Below are 19,217 nucleotides of genomic sequence, written 5' to 3'. Positions count from 1 at the left end.
ATCGCCGGCGCGGCAAATGCCGACCGGCCGGACGGTTTTCCAAGCACGGGGAGTTATTGTGAGTGTGCATCGTATCGTTGTGGTCGGCGGCGGCGCCGGCGGTCTGGAGCTTGTCACCCGCCTGGGCGACAAGTACGGGCGTGGGAAGGACGTTCAGGTGACGCTGGTCGACCGTTCCTTGTCGCACATCTGGAAGCCGCTGTTGCACGAGGTCGCTGCCGGTGTCATGGACACCGCAACGCATCAGCTCTCGTATGTCGCTCAGGCCAACTGGCATCGTTTCGAGTTTGCGGCCGGCGAGATGATCGGTCTGGATCGCGCGAACCGGACGATCCGGCTGGCGGCGGTGCCTGCGGCAGCCGACGAAGGCGAGGGCGATTTGCTGCCCGAGCGCACACTGGCGTATGACACGCTCGTGCTCGCCATCGGCAGCACGACCAACTTCTTCGGGGTGGCCGGTGCCCAGGAAAATACCATCGCACTCGATACCGTCGAGCAGGCGGAGCGCTTCCGTCGTCGGCTGATGGCCGCCTGCGTGCGCGCGCAGAATGAAGCCGAAGCGCCGTTGCCGAGCGCGCTGGCGGCGCCGGTCGCGCAAGGCGTTCATGAGGTGCCCCCTGATACGGCGGCTGCGCCCGCCCCCAAGGTCGAAGGCCGCCCCAAGGTCAACCTCGTCATCGTGGGCGCGGGCGCGACGGGTGTCGAACTGTCGGCAGAGCTGCGCAACACGGCGGAAGTGTTGCGTTCCTACGGGTTGAAGCTCGATCCGCGCAAGGATGTACGCATCACCATCATCGAATCGAGTCCTCGCATTCTGAAGGCGTTGCCGGAGCGCGTATCGGGAGCGGTGGCCGGATTGCTGGGCAAGCTCGACGTCGACATCCTGTGTGGCGATTCGGTCGCCGAGGTGCGCAAGAATGAAGTCACGACGACCGGGGGGCGTGTGCTGCCGGCCGACATCACGGTCTGGTCGGCGGGCATTACGGCGCCGCCGGTGTTGGGACAACTGGGGCTTGCCGTCAATCGTCTGAACCAGATCGAAGTGTTGCCGACGCTACAAAGCAAGTCGGATCCGGACATCTTCGCGTTCGGCGACTGCGCGAGTTGCGAATGGCCGGAGCACGGCTTCGTGCCGCCGCGGGCGCAAGCGGCGCACCAGCAGGCGAGCTTCCTGGTCAAGGCGATTGACGCCCGGCTCAAAGGGCAAAGCCTGCCGACGTTCACTTATCGCGATTTCGGTTCGCTTGTCTCGTTAGGCAAGTTCAGCGCGGTGGGCAATCTGATGGGCGGGCTCATCGGCGGCAGCATGTTCATCGAAGGGCTGTTTGCGCGGGTGATGTATACGTCGCTCTACCGCATGCACGTGGCGGCGCTGCATGGGGGCTGGCGCATGATGCTCGATACTGTTGCCAATCGCCTGCGTCGTTCGACCGTGCCGCGCGTGAAGCTGCACTGACGCTCAGCTGACATTGGGTTCACGTTTTGCCGCTGGTCAGGCCGCACGGGTTTCGCGGCCTGACCGGGTGTCAGGCAGCCTGCGCTGTGGCGGTGGGCACCCGTTTCGGAGGGTTCCGATCGCCGTCGCGCCGGTGTCCGAGTGCAAGCGCATCTTCACTCTAGTAAGATCCCAACGTCCGGCCCCGGGGCGGAGGCGCATCCCGACGTTTCCGTTGGCGGTCTCCCCGGCATGCCTTTACTGACGTGTTTCCCTGGAGTACGACATGTCGCAAGCGGATCTGGATAGTCTTGTGCCCGAAGTGGCGCCGAGCAACCGGCGCGAATTTCTGAAGACCGCCGTCGGTTCGGCGTTTGCGCTGGCCGTGCTGCCGGTGGCGGCCGAAACCATCACGACCGATGCGCAAGGGCTGGACGCGGGCGAAACCCTGCTCGACGTGCCCGACATCAAAATGCCGGTCTACTACGCGAAACCTGCGGGCAAGACGCATCTGCCGACCATCGTCGTGGTTTCGGAGATCTTCGGCGTGCATCAGCATATTGCCGATATCTGCCGACGTTTCGCCAAACTCGGGTATCTGGCGGTCGCGCCGGAGCTATTCGCGCGCGCGGGCGATCCGCAGTCGCTGGGCACGGTTGCCGAGATTCAGTCGCAGATCGTCGCCAAGACACCGGACGAACAGGTGATGCGCGACATCGACGCCACGCTCAAGTGGGCGCTGGCCAATGGCGGAGACGAGAAGCGTATCGCCATTACCGGCTTCTGCTGGGGCGGCCGCGTCGCCTGGCTCTACGACGCGCACAATCCCAATGTGAAGGCGGCGGTGGCCTGGTACGGGCGCATCGTCGGTGACAGGAGCCCCGATTTCCCAAGGCAGCCGATCGATATCGCGGGCAAGCTGCACGGGCCGCTGCTCGGCCTGTACGGCGGCAAGGACCAAGGCATTCCCGTGACAAGCGTGGAACAGGCACGTGAGGCCCTTGCGCGCGGCGATGCGGCGTCGAGAGCCTCGAAGCTGAAGGTATTCCCGAATTCGGGGCACGCATTCTTCGCAGATTACCGGTCGAGCTATGTCGAAGCCGACGCGAAGGAAGGTTGGACATTGGCATTGGACTGGCTGCACAAGCACGGCGTGGCGTGAGCCGCCGATGTCGCGGGCCGGCTGGCGAGGGCATTGAGCCCGTCGGTGGGGGGTACGCCACTGTGCTTCGCGAGCCGACGGTTTGCCTGTGACGGGAAAAGCTGGTTAAATCGCCGCCTTGCCTGCGGGAGAATCACCATCGACGCCATCTTTCTTTTTATCGTCATCGCCACGCTGGCTTCCGGCGTGTTGAGCCTTGCTGGCGCGGCGTCGCTGTCGCTTGGCCTGCTCTCGAAGCTCATTGACAAGATGGTCAGCTTTTCGGCGGGCGTGCTGCTTGGCACGGCGCTGCTGCACCTGCTGCCGGAAAGCCTCGAGTCGCATGTCGATGCGCACGTCATCACCGGTTGGCTGCTGGGCGGATTGCTTGGATTCTTCCTGCTGGAAAAGCTGGCGTTGTTGCGCCACAGCCATCATCACGAGGGCGACGGGCATCACCATGAGCACGGGCACGACGCCCATGAAGCAGGCAAAGGCGGCTGGATGATTCTGGTCGGAAGCGCGATTCACAACTTTGCCGATGGTGTCGTGATCGCGGCGGCGTTCCTCACCGATCCGCGCCTCGGGGTTGCGGCAACGGTGTCCATCACGGTCCACGAGGTGGCGCACAAGCTCGGCGACTTCATGGTGCTGCTCAACGCCGGTTTTCCGCGTCGCAAGGCGTTGGTGCTGACGCTGGCCTCGAGCCTGACGGCGCTGGCCGGCGGTGTGCTCGGTTACTTCATGCTCGACCGTCTTCAGAGCCTGATCCCGTATTTGCTGGCGCTGGCGGCAAGCAGCTTCATCTATATCGCCGTGTCGGACCTGATGCCGCAGATGCAGCGCCGCACGTCGCCGCGCGACGCGCTGCCCCAGATCCTGCTGATCGCGGTGGGACTGGCGCTGGTGGTATGGCTCAACGGCCACGATCATGAGCACGCCCACGGTCGCGACCATGACGCCCCCCGCAGCGCCCTGGCGATGTCGTTGGCAGGTGTCGGCGGGGCTTACGGCTGGGCGCCGGTGGCGACCGGACGGCGCTTGTCCGCACACCACTCGCTCCACGACCCCGCATAGAGGCTGGCCCCATGAAGGCCCGCGACCTCCATCGCCAGCAGATTGTGGCAAGCCGTCACGCCTGAGCCGCATTGCGAGATGACGCGCTCGGGCAGGCGATCCTTGCCGATGACCTGCGCGAAGGCTTCGCGCAGGGCGGCGGCGGGTTTGAAGCGCCCATCCGGGCCGAGGTTGTCCTTGAAGAAGTGATTGACTGCACCGGGAATGTGGCCGCCGATCGGATCGAGCGTTTCGTTCTCGCCGCGATACCGATCCGGTGACCGTGCATCGACGATCAGACGCTCGTGCGACGTCAGGTTGCGCTCGATGGCCGCCGCGTCGGCGGTGGTGGCGAGCGGCTCGCCTGCGGTGAAATCACCCGGTGGCGGCGCTTCGGGCGGGGCGGCGTCGAGCGTGAAGCCGGCCGCTTCCCAGGCCTGCAGGCCGCCGTCGAGCACGGCAACAGACTCGTGGCCCAGCCAGCGCAGCAGCCACCACAGGCGGGCGGCATAGACGCCACCTTGCGCGTCGTAGGCGACGACTTGCTGGCCCTTCGACAACCCGCATGCGGCGAGTTGGCGGGCGAGGGTGTCGCGCTCGGGCAGCGGATGGCGACCGTTCCTGCCTGTCGTCTTTCCCGACAGGTCGCGTTCGAGGTGGGTGTAGAAGGCGCCGAAGAGGTGGCCGTCGACATACGCCGTTTCGCCGGCCGTCGGATTCGCGAGATCGAATCGGCAATCGAAGAGGATCACCGGGGCACCGCCGTCGGCGGCGGTTTGCATCAGCGCGTCAAGATTTTGCGGGCTGATGAGCGTGGTGAAGTGCGTGTGAATCATGGCGTCTCCGCAGGCGGGCGTGGGGGAACGGGTGGCGGGAACCACCCGGCATCAGGCCGTGGCCGACGGTCGGCGCAGTGCGGTCATGCCGCTCGCCACAATGAGCAGCATGCCGATCCAGCCGGCCAGCGCGGGCCAATCGTCCCAGACAAGCATGCTGACCAGTGTAGCGAAGATTACGCCGGAATATTGCAGATTCGCAGTGACCAGCGTGTTGCCCAAACTGAAGGCGCGGGTGAGTGCCGTTTGGGCGACGAGCGCCGCGATTCCGACTCCGAGCATGAGGCCGGCGCTGCGCCAGGTCAGCGCGTGCATGCCGTCGATGGCGACCCAGCCGAGGCCCAGCAGTACCCCACCCAGCGAGAAATAGAAGACGATGCGCCAATCGGGTTCGCCCGCCGCGCCAAGGTCCTTGACCTGCATGTACGCGATGGCCGAGAACACGCCCGAGACGACGCCCGCCACGCCGGCGGTCCACGCCTGGCTGTCGATCGTCGGCTGGAGCAACAGGGCAACACCGACGAATCCCGCGAAGATCGCGGCAACCAGGCGGAAGTCGGCTCGCAGGCTGCCGCGCATGGCGGCCGTCGCCATCACGATCAGGGAGATCCAGATCGGCGACATGTAATTGAGGGTCATCGCCGTGGAAAGCGGCAGTTGCGTGAGGGAATAGAACCACAGGCCGAGGGAGATCACGCCGGCAGTACTGCGTTTGACGTGCGCGCCGAGGTGGCGTGTTCGAATCGAATGACCGCGTGCGCGCGCCAACACCAGCAAAACGACGACACCGATAAGGCTGCGGTAGAGAATGATTTCGCCGGTGTTGTATTCGTTTGCCGCCAGCTTGATGAATAGCCCCATCAACGTGAACATGAAGGCGGAGACCAACATCCAGAGCGATTGCATGGCGAATGGGGGCCGATTGACGGCGAAGAAGCGAGCTGAGGCGCTGTGAACCGAGCGCGGGCAACGCGTGCGGCAGATGGAGTGCGCGCGCGGTCATGTCGAGAACGTTGCGACGATTCTAACGAAAACGGCGGGCCGATGGCCCGCCGTTCTCCGAAATTTCGGCAAATATTTAATTCGGTCTCGCGGGCGCCACATTGGCCGTCCGGTGGTGTCTCAACCCGGCACTTCAACCGTCTCAACTCGTGAGACGGGCTGGCGTGCCAGCGCTCAGAAATCGCCCATCTGGCGGCGCAAGAACTCATGGAAGTGCTGCATACCGTCTTCCATCGGGCTTTGATATGGACCGACTTCCGACACGCCGCGCTCGAACAATGCACGGCGGCCGGCGTCCATGCGCTCGGCGATCTCGTCGTCTTCGCGGGCGGTTTCCATATACGCGGCCCGCTCGGCCTCGATGAATTCGCGTTCGAAGAGCGCGATTTCCTCGGGGTAATAGAATTCGACGATGTTCGTCGTTTTCTGCGGTCCGCGCGGAATCAGCCAGGACACCACCAGCACGTGCGGATACCACTCGATCATCAGATGCGGGTAGTACACCATCCAGATCGCGCCGAAGTCCGGCGGCACGCCTTCGCGGTACCGCATCAGCACGTCGTGCCACTGTCGATAGATCGGGCTGCCCGGCTTGGCGAGACCTTCGTGCACGCCGACCGTCTGAACGCTATACCAGTCGCCGAATTCCCAGCTCAGGTCTTCGCAGGAAACGAAGCTGCCCAGCCCGGGATGGAACGGTACGACGTGATAGTCCTCGAGATAAACCTCGATGAACGTCTTCCAGTTGTAATTGCATTCATGCACTTCAACGTGATCGAACATGAAGTTCGAAAAGTCGAGATGATGCTTGACGCCCAGGCGGGCAAGATCGGCCTGAACGTCGCGGCCCTGCGCTTCGAACAGCAGTCCGTTCCAGCGTTGCAGCGGGAACTTGCCGAGGTTCAGGCAGGGCTTTTCCGGGAAATGCGGCGCGCCGAGTAGTTCGCCCTTCGTGTCGTAAGTCCAGCGATGGAGCGGGCACACGATGTTGCGCGCATTGCCACGGCCGCCCAGCATGATCGCCTGACGATGGCGGCAGACGTTCGAGAGCAGTTCGATGCCGCCATGCTGGCCCGCGCCATTGCGCACCAGCATGCGACCTTCCTGTTCGGCAGGCAGCGCAAAATAGTCGCCGGCGTCGGGCACCATCAGCTCATGGCCTACGTACCGAGGACCGTGTTCGAAGAGGACTTCACGTTCGCGGGCGAGGAGCGCCTCGTCGAAATACGTGTAGACCGGCAGTTGGCTCGAGGCCGGTTTGAGTTGCAAAGCGCTGCTTAGATTGGACATTCCCACTCCCGACTAGCTTGAAAGCAGTGAACAACCCAACCATCGAAAAATCGATTTAGGGGAACCGAGAATTATACCTTGTCTGGGCTGATGAGGGCCGCTAAGTCCATGATTTGCGTTAAATAATGTCCGAAAATTGTCAGTGCGATCGGTTTTGAGGCAATTTACGCTCTGCGAGCCGATGCGCTTTTGCCGTAAAATGGAACATTCGACCCGAATTTTGCGTTTATGGCCAAGACTGCAAAGTCGCAAGACGCGGCACCCGACGTGCCGCAGGACCTGCCCGAGACCTATGAGGCTGCGCTCGCCGAGCTCGAAAAGCTTGTGGGGCGTATGGAAGGCGGTGAGCTGGGGCTGGAGGAGTCGCTTGGCGCCTACCGGCGTGGTGCCGTGCTGGTGAAATACTGCCAGGGCCTGCTCGAGAAGGTGGAGCAGCAGGTCAAGGTGCTCGAGGGAGAGGCGCTCAAGCCGCTCGAGCCGGTGCGCGACGAGTTTTGAGCGGCGCCGGGTGATACGGCAAGCCGACCTGCGACATGTGACGCATGAGCGAAGACGTCCCAACGCGGCGTGGGGCGACTCAATAACACGCACGGCCCAACGGGCACGTGCAGGATGAAGACGATGGCGGATCAGAATATCAAGGCCTGGATGCAGGCAGTACAGGCCCGTGTGGAACAATCGCTCGACGCCGCGCTGCCCAAGGCTACCGATGGCGGCTCGGCACGACTGAATGAATCGATGCGCTACGCCGTGCTCGGCGGCGGCAAGCGTGTGCGTCCGCTGCTGTGCTTTGCCGCCGGCGAGGTGACCCAGGCAAGCGAGACGGCCCTGGATCGTGCCGCGTGCGCCGTGGAAATGATCCACGCCTATTCGCTGGTGCATGACGATCTGCCGTGCATGGACGACGACGCTCTGCGCCGCGGCAAGCCGACGGTGCATGTGCAATACGACGAAGCGACCGGCCTGCTCGCGGGCGACGCGCTGCAAACGCAAGCGTTTGTGCTGCTCGGCGAAGCCACGGGCGACCTGAGCGCCGCACAGTCGCTTGCGCTGGTGCGCGAACTGGCGCTGGCCTCGGGGGCGCTGGGCATGGCCGGCGGGCAGGCGATCGATCTGGAGAGCGTCGGCATCAAGCTGAACCAGTCGCAACTGGAAAACATGCATCGACTGAAGACGGGGGCCTTGTTGCGCGCGTCGCTGCGCATGGGCGCCATCTGCGGCCGTGCATTGTCGGACGATGAAACGCGCGCGCTGGACGCCTACGCGGCGGCCGTCGGCCTGGCCTTCCAGGTCGTGGACGACATTCTCGATACCACGGCCGATTCGGCCACGCTCGGCAAGACGGCCGGCAAGGACGCGGCCAACGACAAGCCGACCTACGTATCGCTGATGGGCCTCGACGGCGCGCGCGGCTACGCGGAGAAGCTGCGGGCCGATGCTCACGCGGCGAGTGCGACGCTCGGCAATGCGGATCGGCTGCGTGCCCTGGCCGATTACGTGGTCGATCGCATCAACTGACCGGCGAATCGCCGGACAGGCAAATTTCGAGGCGACCCAAGCGGCAAAGGATCGCGTGATCCGGGGGCGTTTGCAGTAGAAACAGGCAAGGGGCAATGAGGGTCGGCGCGGATCTCCCCACAGAACGCACCGGCAGGAGATCGGGGCCGGCTCGCCAGGCAGGGCTGCCCGACCAGAACGCCTACATATGGAATGACGATGTACGAACTGCTAAATACCATCGATGACCCGGCCGCGTTGCGGCGTTTGGAGCGTCGCCAACTCGCGCCGTTGGCCGAAGAGCTGCGTGCCTTCGTGCTCGAGAGCGTGTCGCGCACGGGCGGTCACCTGTCGTCCAATCTCGGCACGGTCGAGCTGACGATTGCACTGCACTACGTGTTCAACACGCCGGAGGATCGCATTGTCTGGGACGTGGGGCACCAGAGCTATCCGCACAAGATCCTGACGGGTCGCCGCGACGCCATGGCTTCGCTGCGTCAGCTCGGCGGTATTTCGGGCTTCCCGAAGCGCGATGAATCGCCGTATGACACGTTCGGCACGGCGCATTCGAGCACATCGATTTCAGCGGCGCTGGGCATGGCGCTTGGTGCGCGCACGAAGGGCGAGCATCGCTTCGGCATCGCGGTGATCGGCGATGGCGCCATGACCGCCGGTATGGCGTTCGAGGCGATGAACAATGCGGGGGTGCATGAAGACGTGCCGCTGCTGGTCATCCTTAACGACAACGACATGTCGATCTCGCCGCCGGTCGGTGCCCTCAATCGCTATCTTGCCCGCCTGATGTCGGGTCGCTTCTATGCTGCGGCGAAGAAGGGCGTAGAGAAGGTGCTGAGCGTGGCGCCGCCGGTGCTGGAGCTGGCGCGCAAGTTCGAAGAGCATGCCAAGGGCATGGTCGTGCCGGCGACGATGTTCGAAGAGTTCGGCTTCAACTACATCGGCCCGATCGACGGTCATGACCTCGATTCGCTGATTCCGACGCTCGAGAACATCAAGAATCTGAAGGGGCCGCAATTCCTGCACGTGGTCACGCGCAAGGGATACGGCTACAAGTTGGCCGAAGCCGATCCGGTGCTGTATCACGGTCCGGGCAAGTTCAACCCGGCCGAAGGGATCAAGCCGAGCGCGAGCAGCAAGAAGACCTACACGCAAGTGTTCGGCGACTGGCTCTGCGATATGGCCGAAGCCGACAAGCGAGTCGTGGGGATCACCCCGGCCATGCGCGAAGGCTCGGGCATGGTGGAGTTCGAGAAGCGTTTCCCGACGCGTTACTACGACGTGGGCATTGCCGAGCAACACGCCGTGACGTTCGCCGGCGGTATGGCGACCGAGGGCCTCAAGCCCGTGGTCGCGATCTACTCGACGTTCCTGCAGCGCGGTTACGATCAGCTGATTCACGACGTTGCGCTGCAAAATCTGCCGGTCGTGTTCGCGCTCGATCGGTCGGGCCTGGTCGGCGCAGACGGTGCAACGCACGCGGGCGCATACGACATCGCCTATTTGCGCTGCATTCCGAATATGGTCGTGATGGCGCCGTCGGATGAGAACGAATGCCGTCAGATGCTCTATACCGGTGTGCAGATCGACGGCCCGTCGGCCGTGCGTTATCCGCGCGGTGCCGGCACGGGCGCGGCGATCGAATCGACGATGAGCGCACTGCCGATCGGTAAGGGTGTTGTGCGACGCGAGGGACACGCCGAGGCTGGACGCCGTGTGGCAATTCTTGCGTTCGGCAGCATGGTGGCCCCGGCGCTTGCCGCAGCCGAGGAACTCGACGCCACCGTGGCCGACATGCGCTTCGTCAAGCCGATCGACGAGGCATTGATCGCACGACTGGCGCAAACGCACGACTATCTGGTCACGGTGGAAGAGGGCAGCATCATGGGCGGTGCGGGGTCGGCCGTGGCGGAATCCCTGCTTGCCGGTGGGGAGATTCGGCCTGTACTACAATTGGGCCTGCCCGATCGCTTCATCGATCATGGCGACCCGGCGCTGCTGCTGGCTGCCGTGGGGCTCGATGCGGCGGGTATCGCGAAGTCCGTCCGTGCCCGCTTCGACCTGCCGCTGATGCAGGCGTCGCAAGCCGCTGGCAAGGTCACGACCAAGCTCGTCGCCTGAGCGTCCGGTAGTCCTGAACCTCCGAACGATCCGGCTTACATGCCGGATCGTTTCGTTTTGAATCGCCCTTTCCCGATACCGTGCCGGGGTCTCCGGCACGATTCCGACGACAACTGTCAGCGGCTGGTGAGCCAGGCGTCGGAAACGTTTGCCCATTGCCTCCCCCAAGTCGGCTTGCCGGCAAAGAAGGAAGAATTAGATGAATCAGATGAACCCCGCTTTCGTCATGCCCGACGTGCAAAGCACCGTCGATACCCGGCAGATCCCGATTCAGCGCGTGGGTGTGCGCGGTGTGCGTCATCCGCTGTCAGTGCGTCTGGCCGATGGGGAGGCGCAGGCCACCGTGGGCTTGTTCAATCTCGACGTGCATCTGCCTGCCGATCAGAAGGGCACGCACATGTCGCGCTTCGTGGCGCTGCTCGAAGCGCATCGCGCGCCGCTGGACGTGGCGGGTTTTCGCGCCATGCTCGACAGCATGCTGGAAAAACTCGAAGCCGATGCCGGTCGAATTGAAGTGACGTTTCCGTATTTCATCAACAAGACGGCACCGGTCTCGGGCGTGCAAAGCTTGCTGGACTACGAAGTGACGCTCACCGGCGACGTGCGCAATGGTCAGACGCGCGTGTGGCTCAAGGTGCTCGTGCCGGTCACGAGCCTTTGCCCGTGCTCGAAGAAGATCTCGCAGTACGGCGCGCACAATCAGCGCTCGCACATCACGATCGACGCCGAAATCGCGGGCGATATCGCCGTCGAGGAACTGGTGCGCATGGCGGAGGAGGAGGCGTCCTGCGAGTTGTGGGGGCTGCTCAAGCGTCCGGATGAGAAGTACGTGACCGAGCGGGCCTATGAGAATCCGAAGTTCGTCGAGGATCTGGTGCGCGACGTGGCAACGCGGCTTAACAATGAGCCGCGCGTCGCGGCCTACGCGCTTCAAGCGGAGAATTTCGAGTCGATCCATAATCACAGCGCTTACGCCGTGATCGAACGCGACAAGCGCGTGGCGGCCTGATCTTGCTGCGCCTCGCGCGGCGCATGCAATGAAAAACCGCTCCTTGGAGCGGTTTTTTCTTGGGCGTTTGCCGTGCGATGCGCTAGACGCCGCGCACGATGTCGGCCAGATCCCAGCGCGGGCGGACCGTGTAGGCGTATTCGCTGTCCGCTTCATCCGGCCAGTACTTGAGCCGCATGGCGCCGGCGAAGGCGATCATGGCGCCGTTATCCGTGCAGAAAGCCAGGTCCGGATAGTGCACGCGATAGCCACGGCGGCGAGCGGCTTCATTGAGTCCTTCGCGAAGCTGGGTGTTGGCACCCACGCCCCCTGCCACGACCAGCGTTTTCATGCCTGTCTGCTTGAGCGCGGCCATCGACTTGGCGACGAGCACGTCGACGATGGCGTCGACGAAGCCTCGCGCGAGATCCGCCTTTTCCTGGTCGCATACGTTGCCGCCGAGATTGCGCACCTGCGTGAGCACGGCGGTTTTCAATCCGCTGAAACTGAAGTCAAGGTTGCCCGAATGCTTCATCGGACGCGGCAAGTCGTAGCGTCCCGGCGTACCGAACTCGGCCAGGCGCGAGATGGCCGGCCCGCCCGGGTAGCCGAGTCCCAGCAACTTGGCGGTCTTGTCGAAGGCTTCGCCGGCGGCGTCGTCCAGTGTTTCGCCGAGCATGGCGTACTGGCCGAAGGCGCGGACTTCCATCAACTGCGTGTGGCCGCCAGAGACCAGCAAAGCGACGAACGGGAAATCGGGGGCATCCGGTGCGAGCAGCGGAGAGAGCAGATGGCCCTCCAGATGGTGCACGCCCACGACTGGACGCCCGAGCGCAAACGCGAGGGCGTTCGCGACGCTGGCGCCCACCAGCAGTGCCCCGGCGAGTCCGGGGCCTTGCGTGTAGGCGATTGCATCGACCGCGCTGAGTGGCTTGCCAGCTTGCGCAAGCACGGCTTCTGTCAGGGGCAGCGCACGGCGGATGTGGTCGCGCGACGCCAGTTCGGGCACCACGCCACCGTATTCGCGGTGCATGGCAATCTGAGAATGCAGCGCGTGCGAAAGCAGGCCGGCCTCGGTGTCGTAAAGGGCGAGCCCGGTTTCGTCGCAGGAGCTTTCAATGCCTAAAACCAGCATGGGCGGAAGGGGGAGACGTGCGGCGTCAAGGTAACGAGATAACCGAGAAGTATACCAGTCGCCCCTAAGCCCTGCCGGGTACAATGCGCGCCATGGAAAAGTTCGATGTAGCAATCGTGGGGGCTGGCGCGGCCGGCCTGATGTGCGCGGCGGTGGCCGGGCAGCTTGGGCTGCGCGTGGTGCTCATCGATCACGCGACGCGTCTGGCGGAGAAGATCCGGATTTCAGGCGGCGGGCGCTGCAATTTCACCAATATCAACGCCGGACCGGCCAACTACCTGTCCGAGAACCCGAGATTCTGCCGCTCGGCCCTGGCGCGCTATACGCCGCGCGATTTTCTGGATCTGCTGGGGCGTCACCGCATTGCCTGGCACGAAAAGCATCGCGGACAGCTGTTTTGCGACAACAGTGCCGAGGACATCATCGATATGCTCCGCAAGGAGTGTGCGACGGGGCACGTGCATTGGCGCATGCCGTGCACTGTACACACCGTTGCCCATACGTCCTCAGGCGGCGCGCATCCGTATCACTTGACGACAGATGCGGGTCATATCGCGGCCAAACGACTGGTGATCGCCACGGGTGGCCTGTCGATTCCCAAAATCGGCGCGACGGACTGGGGTTATCGGATCGCGCGTCAATTCGGGCTGGAGATCGTCGAGCCGCGTCCCGCGCTGGTGCCGCTCATGTTCGACGCGTCGACCTGGGCGCCGTTTGCGGGGCTATCTGGTTTGTCGCTGGAAGTCGAGGTGAGCGCGGGCAAGGGAAAGGACGCCGGTCGTTTCGTTGAGGATCTCTTGTTTACGCACCGCGGGTTGTCCGGTCCGGCCATCCTGCAAATTTCCAGCTTCTGGACGCCGGGGCAGTCAATCACCCTGGATCTGGCGCCATCGTCTGACATCGAGGTGGCATTGTTCGAGGCGAAGGCGACATCGAAGCGGCAGTTGGCCAACCTGTTGGCGCAATGGGTGCCGGCCCGTTTGGCCGACGCCTGGGTTGCGAACAGCGGGCTTTCGCCGCAGGCGCGCGTGCAGGAATTGCCGGACAAGGCGTTGCGCTCGCTCGCCCAGGCGTTTTCCAGTTGGACGCTCAAGCCGTGCGGGTCTGAAGGCTGGCGCAAGGCCGAAGTCACGCGGGGTGGGGTCGATACGAAGGCACTGTCTTCCGCCACCCTGGAGGCGCGCGCACAACCGGGGCTGCATTTCGTCGGGGAAGTGGTCGACGTGACCGGGTGGCTGGGTGGCTATAACTTCCAGTGGGCGTGGGCGTCTGCCGTGGCGTGCGCGCAGGCAATGTCCGAAAGCGTGAGGGCGGAGCGGGCGGGGGGCGACGCGCTGTCGTAGACGGCGACTTCTGTGCTGTGATAATCTCTCCCCTTCGTGGAGACGACGCACCGAGGGCGGAGCAGAGTCTCCTGCGAGCCCGCTTGTGATCGCGTGTGTGATCGTTTCCTCAAGCGGGTTTTTGTGCTTTCTGCGCTCGCTCACGCCGGCGCCTAGCCATCGGCTGCGGACGCACGCGGCAAGTGCCTGACGACAGTCGTCCTTTCCTTTGGGGCGGCATGCACTACACTGAAACGTATTCGAAATCCGGAACCCCTGCTCATGAGTCTGAAAGAACGCATTACCGAAGATATGAAGACGGCCATGCGTGCCAAGGCCGCGGAACGACTGGGGACCATCCGGCTGCTGCTCGCGGCAATCAAACAAAAGGAAGTCGACGAGCGCATCTCTCTCGATGACACGGCGATCGTGGCCGTCGTCGACAAGCTGATCAAACAACGCAAGGATTCCATCAGCCAGTTTCAGGCGGCCGGTCGCACCGATCTGGCCGACAAGGAGGCCGCCGAACTCGACGTGCTCATGGTCTATATGCCCCAGCAACTCTCGGCTGACGAGGTCGAGCAGGCGGTCAAGGCAGCCGTGGCGCAAACGGGCGCGGCGGGTCCGCAGGACATGGGCAAGGTGATGGGCGTGCTCAAAGGCCAGTTGGCCGGTCGCGCCGACATGACGGCCGTGTCCGCGCAGGTGAAGGCGGCGTTGGCTGCGTAATTGAGTGGTGCGGTGAGTTGCCGTCGCAAGCGACGGCACGGTGCCGTGCCGCGATGGTATCGATCCAGTGATCCCCCAGTCGTTCCTGCAGGACTTGCTCAACCGCGTCGATATCGTCGAGGTGGTGGGCCGCTACGTGCAGTTGAAGAAAGGCGGGGCGAACTTCATGGGGCTGTGCCCCTTTCATAACGAGAAGTCGCCCTCATTTACCGTAAGTCCCACCAAGCAGTTCTATCACTGCTTCGGGTGTGGCGCGCACGGCAGCGCGATCAGCTTCCTGATGGAGCATGCCGGACTCGGATTTGTCGAAGCTGTCGAGGACCTGGCCCGCAATGTTGGGCTGGATGTGCCGCGTGAGGCGCCGTTGCCGGGCGCGCCGGCACCTGCCGCGCAGCGTGCGCAAACCCTCGGTCTGGTCGACGTCATGACGCGTGCCTGCGACTACTACCGCAAGCAATTGCGTAGTGCGCCGACCGCCATCGAGTATTTGAAGCGACGAGGATTGACGGGCGAAATCGCCGCGCATTTTGGACTAGGCTACGCGCCAGATGGGTGGCAGAACCTCGACGCCGCGTTTCAGGACTACCGCGACGATCAGTTGCTCGACGCGGGTCTCGTCATCGAGAGCGAGAAGGGCGAGGCGGGCAGCGCGAAGCGTCGTTATGACCGTTTTCGCGACCGGATCATGTTCCCGATCCGAAACACGAAAGGGCAGGTGATTGCGTTCGGCGGGCGCGTGCTGGACAAGGGCGAGCCCAAGTATCTGAATTCGCCCGAGACGCCGCTGTTCAGCAAGGGCAGCGAACTGTATGGGCTGTTCGAGGCGCGCACGGGGATTCGCGACGCGGGTTATGTGCTCGTGGTCGAAGGGTATATGGACGTGGTGGCGCTGGCGCAGCTCGGCTTTCCACAGGCGGTGGCCACGTTGGGCACTGCCTGTACGCCGATGCACGTGCAGAAGCTGTTGCGCCAGACCGAGACGGTGGTGTTCAGCTTTGACGGCGATGCGGCCGGCCGGCGGGCGGCCCGCCGGGCGCTCGAGGCGTGTTTGCCGCATGCCGACGACAACCGGAGCTTCAAGTTCCTGTTCTTGCCGAGCGAGCACGATCCCGACAGCTATGTGCGTGAGCACGGCGCTGACGCGTTTGCCGATGAGGTATCGCGTGCCATGCCGCTGTCGCAGTTCCTGATCGGAGAAGTGACGGCAGGCAAGGAGATGCATCAGCCCGAAGGGCGGGCGCGTGCGCTGTTTGAGGCGAAGCCGTTGTTGCAGCAGATGCCGGCAAACGCGTTGCGAGGGCAGATCCTGCATGCACTGGCCGAGCGGGTGGAAAGTTCGGTCGAAGAAGTGGCCGGGTTGTGCGAGTTGTCGATCGGCGCGGCACGCCGTCAGAACACTTGGGATAAGGCGCCGGCCAAGCGCGAGAAGCGCCGCGTAGTGGGAACCGAGCATCGGGCGCTGCAGAACCTGCTCATGTTTCCGGCACTGGGGAATGAATTAACCGACGAAGAAGCCAAGATTTTGCAGGAAGGGCCCCATCACGCCGAGATTTTCTCGGAAGTGCTGGCGCATTGCCGCGAAATGGGGGCGCAGGCCGACTTTCGTTTCATGTCGGATCGGCTGCGGGTGTCGCCGAACTGGGCGAGTTTCGACGATATTCTTCGCGAAATTCTCTCGTTCGAAGAGAATGCCCGCGACCTGTTGTTGTTCGACCCGGAGGATGAGACCCAGGTCGAGCGTCGGGAGGAGCAGATCGCGCTGCGGCTTGCGGAACTGAGAAGCGCGATCCGGCGCTTGCAGTACGACGGTCTGTGCGACGCCTTGGAGACGATTTTCAAGCGGACGTCGCTGACGTCCGATGAATTGCGCCACGCTCAAGCGCTGTCGCGGCAACGCGATGAATTGAAGCGGCTGCTGGCTCCGGCCGGCACAGGAGGCACGCGAAGTTGAGGTAAGCCCGCGTGCTACAATGGAAGGTTTTCAGTGGGCTGTTTTCTGGCAAGCGAGATCGCTATGGCAAAGATGACAACGACCAGCGGAAAAAAGACGGTTATCCCTGCACCGAAGGCAAAGCGCGCGACCAGCGCGGCGGCGGCATCCGGTGGGAGGGGGCGTCTCGTTCTGCAAAAGCTGGCGTTGCCGTGAAAGCCGATGCGGTAGGTCGAGCCACGAAGAAAACGGCCAGCCAGGCAAGTTCGGCGAAACGTACCACGCAAGTAAAGGCAGCCGCCGGCGCATCGAAGACGACCGGCAAGACGGCTGCGAAGGTGACCGATGTCACCAAGCGCAAGAGTGCGACCGCCGCGACGGTGGGGGCTGCGAAGGCAGCCAGGCCGACGGTGAAGTCCGAGCCGCCCGTCAGGGCGACGAAGGCGGCAACGACCGTGAAGGCGACGGCCGGCGGGAAACCGCAGGCCCGACAACCCGCTGAAAAAAGCGCCAAGAGCGCAACTACCGCCAAGGCATCGACCCTGGCGGGCCGCAGTAAACCTGCGACGCAAGCCCCACGCAAGACTGGGGCTTCCAGCAAACCCGAGGCTGTGGAGGTCGTGTCGGCAGCAAGTGAGTCGCTCGTCCCCAGGACGCGCGGCAAGGCCGCGAAGACCGCCGCCTCGGTGGCGCAGAGCGTCGCAGCGGATACTAGTGATCAACCCGTGAACGAAGATCAGACCAAAGTGGAAAAGCAGAAGGCGCGTGATCGCCGGGCAAAAGAGAAAGCACTGCTCAAGGACGCATTTTCCTCGCACCAGCCCGGTACGGCCGAGGAACTTGAGGAGCGTCGTGGCAAGCTGCGGGCACTGATCAAGCTGGGTAAGGAACGAGGCTTCCTGACCTTTGCAGAGATCAACGACCACCTGCCCGACGACGTGGTGGAGGGCGACGCGCTGGAAGGCGTGATCGCTACGTTTAACGACATGGGCGTTGCCGTGTACGAGCAGGCACCCGATGCCGAAACGCTGTTGCTCAACGACAATGCGCCGAACGCCGCAACGGATGACGAAGTCGAGGAGCAAGCGGAAGCGGCCCTGTCGACGGTCGACTCCGAGTTTGGCCGCACGACCGATCCGGTGCGTATGTACATGCGCGAGATGGGCACGGTCGAGTTGCTGACGCGCGAGGGCGAAATCGAGATCGCCAAGCGGATCGAGGAAGGCCTGAAGCACATGGTGCAGGCGATTTCCGCGTGCCCGACGACGATTGCCGAAATTCTGGCGATGGCCGAGAAGGTCGAGCGCGAAGAAATGCGCATCGACGAGGTGGTCGACGGCCTGATCGATCCGAATGCCGAAGCGGTTGCCGCAGCGGCGGCGGCAGCGGCCGAAGACGAAGACTTCGACGCGGATGCGGACGCGGAAGAGGAAGAAGCGGAAGAGGCGGCTGACGAGGACGACGACAGCAGCGGCGGCGGGGCGTCGGCCGCGCAGGTCGAGCAGCTCAAGCGTGACGCGTTGGCCAAGTTCGCCGAGATCGCCGACTGGTTTGGCAAGATGCGTCGCGCGTTCGAGAAGGAAGGCTACCAGTCGAAGTCGTACGTGAAGGCTGGCGAGGCGATCCAGGCGGAACTGATGACGATCCGCTTCACGGCGCGCACGGTTGAGCGTCTGTGCGACACGCTGCGTTCGCAAGTCGACGAAGTGCGCAACATCGAGCGCGCTATCCTGAATATCGTGGTCGACAAGTGCGGCATGCCGCGTGCGGATTTCGTGTCGCGTTTCCCGGGCAACGAAACCAATCTCGACTGGATCTACACGGTCGTGGCGGACAACAAGGCGTACAGCTCGGTGGTTGAGCGTAATGTCCCTGCGGTGCGTGAATTGCAGCAGAAGCTGATCGACTTGCAGGCGCGCGTGGTGTTGCCGCTTACCGAGTTGAAGGACGTCAATCGCAAGATGTCGGAAGGCGAGCGCCGTGCACGCAAGGCCAAGCGCGAGATGACCGAAGCGAACTTGCGTCTGGTGATTTCGATTGCGAAGAAATACACGAACCGTGGCCTGCAGTTCCTGGATCTGATTCAGGAGGGCAACATTGGCCTGATGAAGGCGGTGGACAAGTTCGAATACCGTCGTGGTTACAAGTTCTCGACGTATGCGACGTGGTGGATTCGTCAGGCCATTACGCGTTCGATCGCGGACCAGGCACGTACCATCCGTATTCCGGTGCACATGATCGAGACGATCAACAAGATGAACCGGATTTCGCGTCAGATTCTGCAGGAGACCGGTGTCGAGCCGGATCCGGCGACGCTGGCCGAGAAGATGGAGATGCCGGAGGACAAGATCCGCAAGATCATGAAGATCGCGAAGGAGCCGATCTCCATGGAAACGCCGATCGGTGACGACGACGATTCGCATCTGGGCGATTTCATCGAAGACACGGGCACGGTTGCCCCTGCGGACGCCGCGTTGCATGGTAGTATGCGCGACGTCGTGAAGGATGTGCTCGATTCGCTGACGCCGCGCGAGGCCAAGGTGTTGCGCATGCGGTTTGGTATCGAGATGAGCACGGACCATACGCTCGAGGAAGTGGGCAAACAATTTGACGTGACGCGTGAGCGTATTCGTCAGATCGAAGCCAAGGCGCTGCGCAAGCTGCGTCACCCGAGCCGTTCCGACAAGCTCAAGTCGTTCCTCGAAGGCAATTGATTGCAG

At 63.4% G+C, this 19,217-nt stretch carries 15 protein-coding genes; 11 read left to right on the top strand and 4 right to left on the bottom strand.

Features of this window, described 5'->3' with window-relative positions; translation table 11 throughout:
- The first annotated feature begins 64 nt into the window (after positions 1-64).
- The 3 genes from DRB87_RS14825 (at position 65) to DRB87_RS14815 (ending at position 3,653) form a co-directional block, all read left to right on the top strand.
- Positions 65-1,456, top strand: coding sequence for an NAD(P)/FAD-dependent oxidoreductase (locus tag DRB87_RS14825; protein WP_165385444.1), 1,392 nt, complete (start codon positions 65-67; stop codon positions 1,454-1,456).
- Between the two features lie 265 nt (positions 1,457-1,721).
- The gene (locus DRB87_RS14820; RefSeq protein ID WP_130026447.1) at positions 1,722-2,597 is read left to right on the top strand and encodes a dienelactone hydrolase family protein; all 876 of its coding nucleotides are present in this window, start codon (positions 1,722-1,724) and stop codon (positions 2,595-2,597) included.
- Positions 2,598-2,783: 186 nt separating this feature from the next.
- A complete protein-coding gene (locus DRB87_RS14815) occupies positions 2,784-3,653 on the top strand; it encodes a ZIP family metal transporter (RefSeq protein WP_240756004.1) in 870 nt (289 codons plus the stop codon).
- On the opposite strand, the gene DRB87_RS14810 is transcribed toward DRB87_RS14815, so the two are convergent.
- From DRB87_RS14810 to DRB87_RS14800, 3 genes are all read right to left on the bottom strand, one after another.
- Positions 3,584-4,468: a sulfurtransferase gene (locus DRB87_RS14810; RefSeq protein WP_130026446.1), complete on the bottom strand. Its 885-nt coding sequence runs from the start codon at positions 4,466-4,468 to the stop codon at positions 3,584-3,586. The two genes, DRB87_RS14815 and DRB87_RS14810, sit on opposite strands and share 70 nt — an antisense overlap.
- Before the next feature lie 51 nt (positions 4,469-4,519).
- A complete protein-coding gene (locus DRB87_RS14805) occupies positions 4,520-5,374 on the bottom strand; it encodes a DMT family transporter (protein WP_130026445.1) in 855 nt (284 codons plus the stop codon).
- A 270-nt stretch (positions 5,375-5,644) separates the two neighbouring features.
- Entirely contained in the window at positions 5,645-6,760 is a 1,116-nt protein-coding gene (locus tag DRB87_RS14800; RefSeq protein ID WP_130026444.1) for an aromatic ring-hydroxylating dioxygenase subunit alpha, read from the bottom strand.
- A gap of 228 nt (positions 6,761-6,988) precedes the next feature.
- Between DRB87_RS14800 and DRB87_RS14795 the strand changes: the two genes are divergently transcribed.
- The 4 genes from DRB87_RS14795 to folE2 all read left to right on the top strand — a co-directional run bounded on the left by DRB87_RS14795 (position 6,989) and on the right by folE2 (position 11,402).
- The gene (locus DRB87_RS14795) at positions 6,989-7,258 is read left to right on the top strand and encodes an exodeoxyribonuclease VII small subunit (protein WP_130026443.1); all 270 of its coding nucleotides are present in this window, start codon (positions 6,989-6,991) and stop codon (positions 7,256-7,258) included.
- A 114-nt stretch (positions 7,259-7,372) separates the two neighbouring features.
- Positions 7,373-8,278 (top strand): polyprenyl synthetase family protein, encoded by a 906-nt coding sequence (locus DRB87_RS14790; RefSeq protein WP_130026442.1) that lies wholly within the window; start codon positions 7,373-7,375, stop codon positions 8,276-8,278.
- Positions 8,279-8,476: 198 nt separating this feature from the next.
- Positions 8,477-10,393, top strand: a complete 1,917-nt coding sequence (dxs, locus tag DRB87_RS14785) for a 1-deoxy-D-xylulose-5-phosphate synthase (RefSeq protein WP_130026441.1) — start codon at positions 8,477-8,479, stop codon at positions 10,391-10,393.
- 199 nt (positions 10,394-10,592) lie between these two features.
- Positions 10,593-11,402: a GTP cyclohydrolase FolE2 gene (gene folE2 / locus DRB87_RS14780; RefSeq protein WP_130026440.1), complete on the top strand. Its 810-nt coding sequence runs from the start codon at positions 10,593-10,595 to the stop codon at positions 11,400-11,402.
- Between the two features lie 82 nt (positions 11,403-11,484).
- Here the strand turns inward: folE2 and tsaD are convergent, their stop codons facing one another.
- Positions 11,485-12,516 (bottom strand): tRNA (adenosine(37)-N6)-threonylcarbamoyltransferase complex transferase subunit TsaD, encoded by a 1,032-nt coding sequence (gene tsaD, locus DRB87_RS14775; protein ID WP_017231856.1) that lies wholly within the window; start codon positions 12,514-12,516, stop codon positions 11,485-11,487.
- Positions 12,517-12,608: 92 nt separating this feature from the next.
- Between tsaD and DRB87_RS14770 the strand changes: the two genes are divergently transcribed.
- The 4 genes from DRB87_RS14770 to rpoD all read left to right on the top strand — a co-directional run bounded on the left by DRB87_RS14770 (position 12,609) and on the right by rpoD (position 19,211).
- Positions 12,609-13,859: an NAD(P)/FAD-dependent oxidoreductase gene (locus tag DRB87_RS14770; RefSeq protein WP_130026439.1), complete on the top strand. Its 1,251-nt coding sequence runs from the start codon at positions 12,609-12,611 to the stop codon at positions 13,857-13,859.
- Positions 13,860-14,120: 261 nt separating this feature from the next.
- Positions 14,121-14,567 carry a GatB/YqeY domain-containing protein gene (locus tag DRB87_RS14765; RefSeq protein WP_130026438.1) on the top strand — a complete coding sequence of 149 codons (447 nt, stop codon included), beginning with the start codon at positions 14,121-14,123 and terminating at the stop codon, positions 14,565-14,567.
- Positions 14,568-14,634: 67 nt separating this feature from the next.
- Entirely contained in the window at positions 14,635-16,518 is a 1,884-nt protein-coding gene (gene dnaG, locus DRB87_RS14760) for a DNA primase (RefSeq protein WP_130027884.1), read from the top strand.
- Positions 16,519-16,709: 191 nt separating this feature from the next.
- On the top strand, positions 16,710-19,211 hold the full coding sequence (gene rpoD, locus DRB87_RS14755) for an RNA polymerase sigma factor RpoD (RefSeq protein ID WP_240756003.1): 2,502 nt from the start codon (positions 16,710-16,712) through the stop codon (positions 19,209-19,211).
- Positions 19,212-19,217: the final 6 nt, after the last annotated feature.

This window comes from Pandoraea sp. XY-2, from assembly GCF_004193915.1.
Taxonomy (GTDB): Bacteria; Pseudomonadota; Gammaproteobacteria; order Burkholderiales; family Burkholderiaceae; genus Pandoraea; species Pandoraea cepalis.
Note: the sequence above shows the minus strand (reverse complement) of the source record. Positions and strands in the feature narration are given on the sequence as shown.

Coding starts and splice junctions, on each gene's coding strand:
- tsaD (WP_017231856.1), bottom strand. CDS start 12,516: ATGCTGGTTTTAGGCATTGAAAGCTCCTGCGACGAAACCGGGCTCGCC.
- DRB87_RS14765 (WP_130026438.1), top strand. CDS start 14,121: ATGAGTCTGAAAGAACGCATTACCGAAGATATGAAGACGGCCATGCGT.
- DRB87_RS14800 (WP_130026444.1), bottom strand. CDS start 6,760: ATGTCCAATCTAAGCAGCGCTTTGCAACTCAAACCGGCCTCGAGCCAA.
- DRB87_RS14790 (WP_130026442.1), top strand. CDS start 7,373: ATGAAGACGATGGCGGATCAGAATATCAAGGCCTGGATGCAGGCAGTA.
- DRB87_RS14810 (WP_130026446.1), bottom strand. CDS start 4,468: ATGATTCACACGCACTTCACCACGCTCATCAGCCCGCAAAATCTTGAC.
- dxs (WP_130026441.1), top strand. CDS start 8,477: ATGTACGAACTGCTAAATACCATCGATGACCCGGCCGCGTTGCGGCGT.
- folE2 (WP_130026440.1), top strand. CDS start 10,593: ATGAATCAGATGAACCCCGCTTTCGTCATGCCCGACGTGCAAAGCACC.
- DRB87_RS14805 (WP_130026445.1), bottom strand. CDS start 5,374: ATGCAATCGCTCTGGATGTTGGTCTCCGCCTTCATGTTCACGTTGATG.
- DRB87_RS14820 (WP_130026447.1), top strand. CDS start 1,722: ATGTCGCAAGCGGATCTGGATAGTCTTGTGCCCGAAGTGGCGCCGAGC.
- DRB87_RS14795 (WP_130026443.1), top strand. CDS start 6,989: ATGGCCAAGACTGCAAAGTCGCAAGACGCGGCACCCGACGTGCCGCAG.
- DRB87_RS14770 (WP_130026439.1), top strand. CDS start 12,609: ATGGAAAAGTTCGATGTAGCAATCGTGGGGGCTGGCGCGGCCGGCCTG.